Genomic DNA, 9789 nt, shown 5'->3' with positions numbered 1-9789 from the left:
GCACACCTGGTTCGTCCTGCACGAGCTGCTCGGCCTGCCCGAGGTACGCAACTACGACGGGTCGTGGACGGAGTACGGCTCCCTCGTCGGTGTCCCCGTCGAGCTGGGCGACGGCCGGATCTGGGACAACGTCTGAGTGTCTCCGGCAGGCTCACACAGCGGTGCCGCCCGTTGGCGGGCCTCGGCGCCCGCCACGCGCAGGATCGACGACGCCCGCAGCGCTGCTGGAAAGGGTCCGACGCGATCCTCGGCCCCTACGACGTGCCCGAGGGGCTCGCCGTTCGCCGGCGTCTCTGGCAGGCCAGGACGCCACCGGCACGACGTTCTGCCTCGCCTCCCGCCCGGCGGCGCCTGCAGCGTCCCGTGGGGCGTGTGCCCCAGCACGGCAACACCTGGCGTGCCGGGTGTCACGATGCGATGCAGTCGAAGGCGAGCGGGTAACAGGTGAGCAGCACCAGCCAGCCGAACACGCTGACCACCAGCAGATACAGAAGTCGAAACAGCACGAGAGCCGAGCCTGGAAGTCCAGGTCAGAACCTCGTTACCAGTGCTGGCGCCGGACTGGCGTCGAAAGACAGCCCTGACCTACGGGAAGAGGCCAACAGCCCAAGATGACGATCGCGTGGTGCCTAGCCGGAAACACTGATCCGGCCGTCCTCGAGATGGCCCATGATCCGGCGGTGAAAGGACGGGTCCTCGGCCACGGTCAGCCGCAGGTCGTACCAGCCTGACGTGGTGTCCCAGCAGAGGACTGTCCGTCCTCCGGGCGTGACCACCGCGTTCTGCCGACCGGCGCCGTACTCAAGCGCTTCCAGCGTGAACGACAACCGGGCAGGGCCCGGGTTGGCGATCGTCACCGTGAGCAGGTGTCCGTCACCGCGGGAGGACACCGCCACTGCGGCGGCCGCGCCCGCGTCCGACCCGGCGAACTCGCGCCGGAACCCGTTCGGGCCGGTGAGAACCAGCCGGTAGGCGCCGCTCTTGACGGGGACGGTGAGGGTCTGCGTGCCGAGCACGTCGTACTGGCGCGGGAATTCGAACTCCCCGGCGTATGGGTAGAGGGCGAAATGGCTGCCCCGTTCCCCGACGTCGGTCATGGTGACGTTCAGCCCGTCCCCTGCCAGGACGGCGGACGCCTCCGGCCGGTACGGCAGCGGCCGGGCCGGCCGGGTGCCGGGCTCCTGTGTGGCGAGCCGCCCTACCGCGGGCGGTGTGGCAGGCCAGCGCACCCGGAACGATGGCACGACCACCCCTGCACCGGCCTGTGGCACTTCCCCGACCGCGCCGACCTCGGGTCCGACCGCCCCGGCGTTCGCCTCCGTGGTGGGCGCGGGCGGGTTGAAGTCGAAGGCCGAGGTGAGGTCGCCGGCGACACGGCGGCGCCATGGGGTGATGTTGGGCTCCGCGACGCCGAGCCAGCGTTCCACGAAACGGATCGTGGACGTGTGGTCGAACACCTCCGAGCAGACGTGCCCGCCGGCCGTCCACGGCGACACGATCGTCATCGGCACCCGGTAGCCGAGCCCGATCGGGAGTCCGTCGATGAACTCGTCCTCGGTGCCCTCCGGCGGCAGCGGTGGCGGCACGTGGTCGTAGAAGCCGTCGTTCTCGTCGAAGGTGAGGAAGAGCGCGGTCCGCTCCCACACTGAGGAGTGTGAGGCGAGCGCGTCCAGGATGTCGTAGACGAGGTCGGCGCTGTGGGCCGGGCTGGACGGGTCCGGATGCTCGGAGTACGCCTCCGGCGCGACGATGTAGGAGACCTGCGGAAGCCGTCCTTCGGCCACGGCCGCGCGGAAGGACGCGGCGAGCCGCCCCGGCTCGACCCTGGACAGCCCTCGCTCGTAGGCGACGAGGTCGGCGGGGGACAGCTCCGCGACCCCCTTACGCAACGCCGCGAGCATCTCCTCCCGCCCGGCCTCGGGGAGCCGGGCGAGCGAGGTGTAGAAGGAGTGCAGGCTCCGGTGGGGGGTGTGCGCCAGGGCCCTGCGCGCGACCTCCTTGAAGGAGACGAAGTAGTCCAGCGAGTTGCACTGGTAGTTGTCCCACTCCTGGTAGACCTGCCAGGTACGGCCCGCCGCCGTCAGCCTCTCCGGGTAGGACGTGTGGGTGTAGCCGGGGTGGGTGTCCTCCTCGCAGGCGTCGTTGCCGGTGGTGCGCCGCCCTGACGGCTCGGTCCCCGCGGTCCCGGACCAGTGGTAGAGCCGGTTGGGGTTCGTCGGCCCGAACATCGAGCAGTGGTAGGCGTCGCACAGGGTGAAGGCGTCGGCCAGCTCGAACTGGAATGGCAGGTCGCGGCGGTCGAAGTGGACCATCGCGCCTGGCCCCTTGCCCGCGATCCAGCCGTCGTGCCAGCCGCCGCCCCTGGTCCGCTGCCCCGTGTCCCACTCGTGGTCGACGCCCTCCACGTACTGGAGGTCGCCCTCGGTCAGGTCCCGGCCGCCGATCCCGGCGCGCACCGGGTAGGGCAGCACTTCGGACTGGTCGAACACCGACCGGCCGTCCGGCAGCGTGATGGCGTTGCGATCGCCGAACCCGCGCACGCCACGCAGTGTCCCGAAATAGTGGTCGAAGGAGCGGTTCTCCTGCATGAAGAACACGACGTGCTCGAGGGAACCGAGCCCGCCGGGCGGCACCGGCCGGGCCAGCGCCGCCCGCAGGGAGGGAGGAAGAGCGGACAAGGGGCAGCGGCCTTTCAGAGTTTCCGGCAGTACAGGGCGTCCGGCGTACCGTAGCGTCCGGCACTGTAGGAGAACGCGATCCCGGCGGCGTACTCGTCGGACGCGCACTGCGCCTTGTGGTAGCCGGAAGCGTAGTCGCCACCCTCACCGGAGGGGGGACGGCTGTCGCCCCGGTCGTCCCACAGCGTCCGTCCGGCGCCGGCGAGCGGCACCCGCCCGGGAGCGCAGAGGACGGCCGACACCCGGTCCCCCCGCAGACTGTAGCCGATCATGAACCGGCCCGCGGGGCACTGGTACTTGGTGAACCCTGACGCCCAGTCAGTCGTGACGTTCTCGCTGGTCACCACGGTCGCCGGGCCGGAAGCCCACAGGTCCGCCACTCCGGCGTCTGTGCACAGGCCGCCCTGGCCCTTCTGGCTGATGCCGATCAGGCGCTGGTCGTCAGGGCAGGACAGTTTGTGCGCGCCGGAGTCCCAGTCTCCCTGGGCCCGCATGCGCGCGGACTGGTTCGCGTCGTCGCGGATGGCCTGCAGCATGGACCAGGTGCGGACCGGGGTGACCTGGCCGGTGTGCCCGGCGGCGGCGATCAGGCGACGCCAGTGCGCGCCCCGCCAGTCGTCGGTGTCGTGCACGCTGCGCAGCCCGCCGTCGGCGGCGTACCGGACGAGGCCCCAGGTGTTTCCCTGGTCGTTCTCCTGGAAGCCGACCATCGGCCAGTACGCGAACTCCACGTCGGTGTCGATGAGGAAGTCGACCATGTTGGCGAACCAGGCCTTGTCCTTGTCGGTGGCGGACTTGCCGACGCCGAACTCGCTGATCCACACGGGCGCGGTGAAATGCCGGTCCGGGGTGGTCGCCACGTAGGTGGCGGTGTCGCGCATGACCGCGAACAGGTCGGAGCGGCTCAGGTCGCGGTAGCGGGGGTCGTGGGTCTCGCCGAGGCCGTCGGCGCCGGTGTGCTGCGGGCCGGTGTAGCCGTAGAAGTGAGCGGCGTAGACCAGTTTGTGCGAGCGGACGAGGGTCTGCGAGAGCGTGCTGACCGGCTTGAGGAGCGGTCTGTCGTGCCAGAGTCCGTCGACCGGGATGCCCATCCAGTTGATTCCCTCGATCATGATGAGCAGATCCGGGTTGGCCTCGGCGAGGATGCGATCACCGGCCCGCTGGGCGGCGGCGGCCCAGTCGTGGTCGTCGCCCCAGCCCCAGTTGGGATTGTCCCAGGTGTCCCTGCGCACCTCGTTGCGCAGGTCGGCGCCGACGACCCGGTTGTTGGCCCGGTACCGCCGGGCCATGAACACCCAGTCGTCCAGCCACTTCTGGGTGCTCTGGCTGCTGTTCCACCGTTCGTTGCCGTCGACGCCGCAGCACCAGCGGGTGGTGGTCGTGTGGTTGTTGAGGATGACGGCGAGCCCGTCGGCGGTGAGTGCCTCGACGACCTTGTCGTAGACCTGGAGCGGGGTGAGGCCGCGCAGTTGCGGGTTGGCCGCCACGCCGGCGTCGGTGACGGGCCGCGTGTCGTTGATCATCGCGTTGGAGAACGGCAGCCGGATGCTGTTGACGCCGAGCGCGCGGAAGTCCGCGATCAGCTTGCTCATCGGGACGCGGTCCAGGCCGAGCGGGACCCGGTGGGAGGTCTCCGAGGCGTAGTTGTTGGCGGGGTCCTCGTCGTCGCCGCTGCCGGTCCAGGTGCCGCTGGCGCCGTGCCAGTTGCCGGACCGCAGCTTGAACCGGTTGCCGGTGGCGTCCACGATGTAGCGGCCCCGGGTGCTGAGCGGTCCCTCCCAGGACACGGCGAGGGGGGTCGGCTCGGCGGCGGACGCGGGATCGGGTACGACGGCCAGGCCGCTGAGAGCGGTGGCGAATACGGCTAAGAGTGCTCTGATTCTCATGAGGGCACCTCGGGTGGGGGAGTGAAGCGCGAGGACCGCGACGTCACGGGGTGGAAGGGGATCCGCTCGACCTTGGGGCGCCGGTGGCGAGCAGGTGGGTCAGGAGGGGTCTTGGCAGGGGTCGATGGCGGGCGGCGGGCTCGAGATCGAGATGAACCATTGGCTGGATGGATCCTCGATTCCTGATCGATCAGGTCAGTGGTGGTGGGTGCTGTCGGGCTGATGGATGTCCGCGGGGTGTTCGAAGCCCGGCATCAGGCGGACGTGGTCCGCAATCTGCGCGCTCGTCCACAGCGCGAAGACCCGTCGCCGCTCGGCGTGGGTGAGCGCGTCTCGGATCGCCCTCAGGGCGGGGGCGGCGGAGGTGTCGTCGGCGGCCTGGATTTCACCGAGTTCGAACCAGTGGTCGGGTGATGGGCTGATCTTGTCGTTGGTTTGTCCGGCGAAGACTGCTTCGGCGATCTGGGGTGGGACCTCGTTCGCGGCGAGCAGGTAGGGCTTTCCGTTGTTGATCCGCCGGCCGCGGTGCCTGTGGACGACCCAGCGTCGCGGAATATCCGCCCCGGATCCGTGCAGCCGGTCGCGGTAGTCGTGCACGGCCGCGTCGGAGACGGTGACGTCGGCGGTCACCAGGTCGTACGTCGCCCAGGCCGGCGGGGACGTGGCGAGGACGGCCGCCAGCACGCTTCCCAGGTCGATGCGTGCAGACGGGGGCAGGCGACGGGGCGCGTCGGGCGGGGCTGACAGTCCGTGGCGTCGGGCCTCGTCGTGCAGCAGACGTTCTGTGACCAGGACCTGCGCGGTCCACCGCCGCAGCTGGCGGCCTTCGGCGGTGGCGGGCGCGGGGAGCAGGGCGGCACGCGGGCCGCGTCGCAGCTCGGCCACCCGCGCGTCGACTTCGCCCGCCGTGATCACGCCGGTTCTGAGGTGGGCCGCGATCTCCTGGCTTCCGGCGTGATGTCCGCCGTGTCGGTGGTGCTGGTCGGCCGCGGTCACGGCTTCGTCTCGATGACTATCTCGGCGGCCGGCGAGTAGTTCACATGGCCGAACCACATCGCCTTGAGGACGAGCCACCATTGCCCGCCGCGGGCGTCGCCGGGGGCTGCGACGTCGATCCGGACCTCGCTGTGGCCCAGTGCGGGAATGACGAACTCCTGGATGGCGGGCGTGACCGCCGACCAGGTGCCCCACGGGCTGATGGCCTGGCACTCGCCGCGGATCTCGAACGAGGCATCGTTGTGCAGGGTCGCGGACAGCGAGGCCCGGCCGCCCGCGGCGAGCGTCAGGCTGTCTTGATTCAGCTCGATCCGGAGCCGGTCGCGGTTCGACGGCGCGGGTTCGCCGTGGCCGTCCACGAACACGACGTCCTCGTAGGTCTGCCCGTCGTATGCGAGCAGTGCCCGGATCGGCTGCGGGCCGGGTCCTGCGTCGTTCTTGGGCGGCGTCGCGGTGATGTCTATCCCGGTCCAGCCGCCGGGCTCGAGCCAGCATGGGCGGTCGGACGGATCGACCTGCCAGCCCTCGGGCGCGATCAACCGGAGCCGCGCCTCGACCGCGCGATCCATGACGTCCGAAGCGACCGTGACTCGCAAGGCGGCGTTGCCCGTGGCCGTCAGGTGGACGCTTACCGGTTGGTTGCCCAGAGGTGCCGGGCCCTTGTTGTGCAGCCAGTATCGGCTGTAGACCGGCTGGACGGTTTCCGTCGCGTGGCCGAGTGAGGTGTGCGCGCTGTGTGCCGGTGCCGCAGAAGGGACCATCAGCAGCGTCTCGACGGCGTTGGCGCCGATCGTGGTCGATACGGATGTTCCCTGCTCGATTCCGAGGTCGGTTCCCTGGGCTTCGTTGAGGTCGCTGCGTGACGCCGACCGCACAGGGACCGGGAGGTCGATCCGCAGTTCGGTGTCCCGGCCATGCGCTTCGTACACCCGCGCCACGATGCCGGAGGCCGGATCGGAGCCGCCCGCCCGGCCGGTGGCCAGCGGGTTGCCTGCGGCTTTGAGCGCGGTGAGGACGACCGTGGACGGCTCGACGCTGAGCAGCGACCCGGTGCCGGCGAGTTCTCCCCGATGGTCGCCGGTCGAGACCACGGCGGTCAGCGGGTGGTTGTAGTCGTGGGCGCGGGCGACGACGCCGGTGTGGCGCCAGTCGCCGGGTCCGGTGACGAGGGCGTACTCGAAGGAGTGGGTCCAGTGCTGGAGCTGGAAGCCGCTGCCATCAGGCGCGGTGCGTTTGGGAGGGTCGATCCACACTCCTGACGGCCAGCCGGTGCACGAGCGCATGAGTGAGAGGTGGAGTCGGCCGCTGACGTCGACGGCGAAGCCGGGGATTCCCCGGTTGAGGAGGGCGACCGTACGGTCCTCGAACGCCGGGTTTCCGGACAGGGCCGCAGGCTGGCGGACGTCTACGCGCGCGTCGCGTAGTCCTCCGATGACGTGGGCGATGGCGTCAGGGAGGTCGGGCCCGTCGATGATGAGGACGGGCAGGTCCAGGGTGCCAGTGAGGTCCGCGCCGGGAATCCAGGCCTCGGTGAGGGGCTTGCTCGCGGGGACCCAGACCAGGGCGCGGCCCGTGGTGTCGAGCTGCCGGCGCAGTTCTTCCGCGTAGGCCGGGTCTGCCTGGGCGAGGACCGTTGCGGTGAAGGAGTTGGTGCCGGGGCCGCCGACGCTGATGCGTACGTCCGGCAGGTTGGAGTCGAAGGACAGCGCGCCGTAGCGGTAGCCGTCGGCCACCGAGCAGGTCGAGGTGACGCCGGATCGCACGAGCGCGACGCTCAGGTCCCTGACGAGGCCCGTCGCCGCGGCCTCGTCCGCGGCCACGATCTCGGCGATGCCGATGGCGCGGGTGCCGACCAGCGTCTCGTCGTCGAGCAGCCGTATCCGGGCGGTGCTGCTGAGCCCGAACCACTGGTACGCCGGGTTGTCCAACGTCCACGGCTGTGCGGCGCTGTCCACGTCCGGATGAGCGAATCCTCGCCCGATCACGGCGTCGGCCACCTCGGACACCGGCAGCCCGCCCTCGACCGGCATCGGCCATCGCAGGCGGATCAGTTCGTCGCTTCCTGTGTAGTCGTCGAGGTGAGTCTCGCAGTCGAGCCGGTCCAGCCCTCGCCACAGCGTCAGCCGCTGGGTGAACCTGACCGTCCCGACCGAGCCTCGAACGGTGACCCGCTGGCCGACCGCGCAGTCCTCGACCAGAACCTCGTCCGCCGGCCGCGTTGCCGATCCCACGCTGTGCCCGGTCGGCAGCAGGTGCCAGGGCCCCTCGCGGAAGACCGGGTGCTCGGAGTACTCGTCGTAGACCACGATCTCGTTGCCGACACCGCCTGGCGCGATCAGCTGCCGCCCGCTGGCCAGCTCGACCAGGCTTTCGACGGCCCCTCCCGACGCGGGTGAGACCCGCAGTTCGCAGAACTCGTTGGCGATCGTCGTGGACTGCCGCGGCACCCACGCGGAAGGCTCACCGTCCTGCGTCAGACGATACGTACGGCAGCCGAGCGCCGGGACTGACTCGGCGAGGAACGTCACCGCGACCGTCTGATCCGCATCCGGTTCGCACACCACGGGAATCGACCGTCCGCCTTCGTCCACGATCCCGGCGAAGGGCGCGGAGACGGTGAAGCGTACGAGGTCGTCCCGCGCCCACGAGCTGGGGTTGAAGACGGTCACCGCCGCACCCTCGCCGGAGGTGTCGACCAGGCCCACGAGGTGTTCCAACGCGCGGTCGTGCACCGCAGAAGCCAGATCCCATGCCTCGCGCCACCCGGACAGCAGGTCGATGTAGACCTGATCGGACTCCGATCCGGTGATCGCGTCGTGATGCGCTCCGTAGACCAGTTGGCGCCAGGCCTTGTCCAGAGCGGCGTCCGGGTAGGCGGCGTCGCCGAGCAGGCAGGCGAGGGTGGCGAACTTCTCGGCGTCGACGAGCTTGTTCTCCGTGGCGCGCTGGGCGAGTTTCGTGTCGATGTAGGACACGTCTTTGCCGGTGTAGATCGGGTTCATGTCCCGGGTCTGCGGCGACAACCTTCGCCCCGACGCCTCCAGCTCAGCGCGTACCGCGGCGAAGAAGTCTCGGGGCAGGGCACAGATGAACCGGGGCCACACGTATCGCGCGTTCCAGTCCCGGTGGATCGCGGTCGCCCACTTGTTGGGCGGGGTGTAGTCCGTACCGACAGGCAGCAGCGTGTTGCGGGTTGCGGACACCTTCTTCATCTGCTGGAACAAGCGCAGGACGGCGGCTTCGGCCTCCTCGAGCGTCGGGCAGGAGTCCATCCACCAGCCGGCGCTGTAATGCGCGGCCATGTAATGAGTGAGCAGCGCGTCCCCGCTGGGCGAAACCCAGTCGAACTCGCTCGCGAACTGCATGCCGTCGAGTTCCGCCTGGGGAGCCTCGTGCGAGCCGAGCGTCATGTTCGGACCCCACTGATGGAACGGCCCCCGAGCCCAGGAACTCGACGTCAGACCGGCCGCGGCCATCAGCCCGGGGAACTGCGGATCGTGCCCGAACGCGTCCAGTTGCCAAGCCGTGGCCGGATCGCCGCCGACGACGTCCTTCTGGAACCCGATCCCGTACACGGCATTGCGAATGGTGCTCTCGGCCCCGGTCAGGTTGGTGGACGGCTCGTTGTACATCCCGCCCATCAGCTCCAGCCGGCCCTCGGCGAGCAGGGCGCGGATCGTGGCGCGATCCTCGGGATAGGCGTCCCAATAGGGCTTGAGGTAGTCGACCTCGGCCAGGACGAAGCAGTAGTCGGCGTCGCGCCTGGCCAGGTCCAGGTGCGCTCGTACCAGCTCGAAGCCGGTGTGCTGGGAGTCGCCCCGCGACTCCTGGTCCCATGTGGCCGTGTACCCGGCCTGGGTGTTCCACCACACCGGGTCGTAGTGGAAGTGCGAGACCATGAACATCGTCCAGCCCGCCTCGGCCACGGTCATCACGGCATCGCGGCTGACGTGCTCGTCGCCGGCCACGACCTTCACCGAGACGGCGATCTCGGCCCCCTCGGGCTCCTGACATTCGACAGGAACCTCGAACGGACCCGAGTCGCCCGCGGCGGTCAACGTGCCCGTGGCCCCGCCCCGTACCGAGATCTCGACGGATGCGCCAGGCCGGACGCCGGAAACCGTGACACGCAGAACCTGGAGCGGATGCTCCTGCGATCCGACGAACAGATCGGTGCTCTGGATCGAGTCGATGTGAAGCGTCAACGCGGTCGCTCTTTTCCGGGGGGA

General features: G+C 69.9%; 4 protein-coding genes. All 4 read right to left on the bottom strand.

Translation table 11 applies throughout. The features are described from left to right. Window positions 1-629: 629 nt before the first annotated feature. Complete coding sequence (locus ACFSKW_RS50565; RefSeq protein WP_379582282.1) at window positions 630-2678, bottom strand: phosphocholine-specific phospholipase C; 2049 nt, start codon at window positions 2676-2678, stop codon at window positions 630-632. Window positions 2679-2692: 14 nt separating this feature from the next. Continuing rightward, the gene (locus tag ACFSKW_RS50560) at window positions 2693-4564 is read right to left on the bottom strand and encodes a glycoside hydrolase family 5 protein (RefSeq protein WP_379582280.1); all 1872 of its coding nucleotides are present in this window, start codon (window positions 4562-4564) and stop codon (window positions 2693-2695) included. A 195-nt stretch (window positions 4565-4759) separates the two neighbouring features. Further along, a complete protein-coding gene (locus ACFSKW_RS50555; RefSeq protein ID WP_379582278.1) occupies window positions 4760-5560 on the bottom strand; it encodes a DUF7158 domain-containing protein in 801 nt (266 codons plus the stop codon). Beyond that, complete coding sequence (locus tag ACFSKW_RS50550; RefSeq protein WP_379582276.1) at window positions 5557-9765, bottom strand: glycoside hydrolase family 38 N-terminal domain-containing protein; 4209 nt, start codon at window positions 9763-9765, stop codon at window positions 5557-5559. The genes ACFSKW_RS50555 and ACFSKW_RS50550 overlap by 4 nt, the downstream gene beginning before the upstream one ends. Window positions 9766-9789 lie beyond the last annotated feature (24 nt).

This window comes from Nonomuraea mangrovi (assembly GCF_042681425.1).
GTDB lineage: Bacteria > Actinomycetota > Actinomycetes > Streptosporangiales > Streptosporangiaceae > Nonomuraea > Nonomuraea mangrovi.
The sequence above is the reverse complement of the archived record's forward strand: the minus strand, read 5'-3'. Positions and strand labels throughout refer to the sequence as shown.

Excerpts from the sequence above, each read along its gene's own strand:
- ACFSKW_RS50560 (WP_379582280.1), bottom strand. The coding sequence starts at position 4,564 with ATGAGAATCAGAGCACTCTTAGCCGTATTCGCCACCGCTCTCAGCGGC.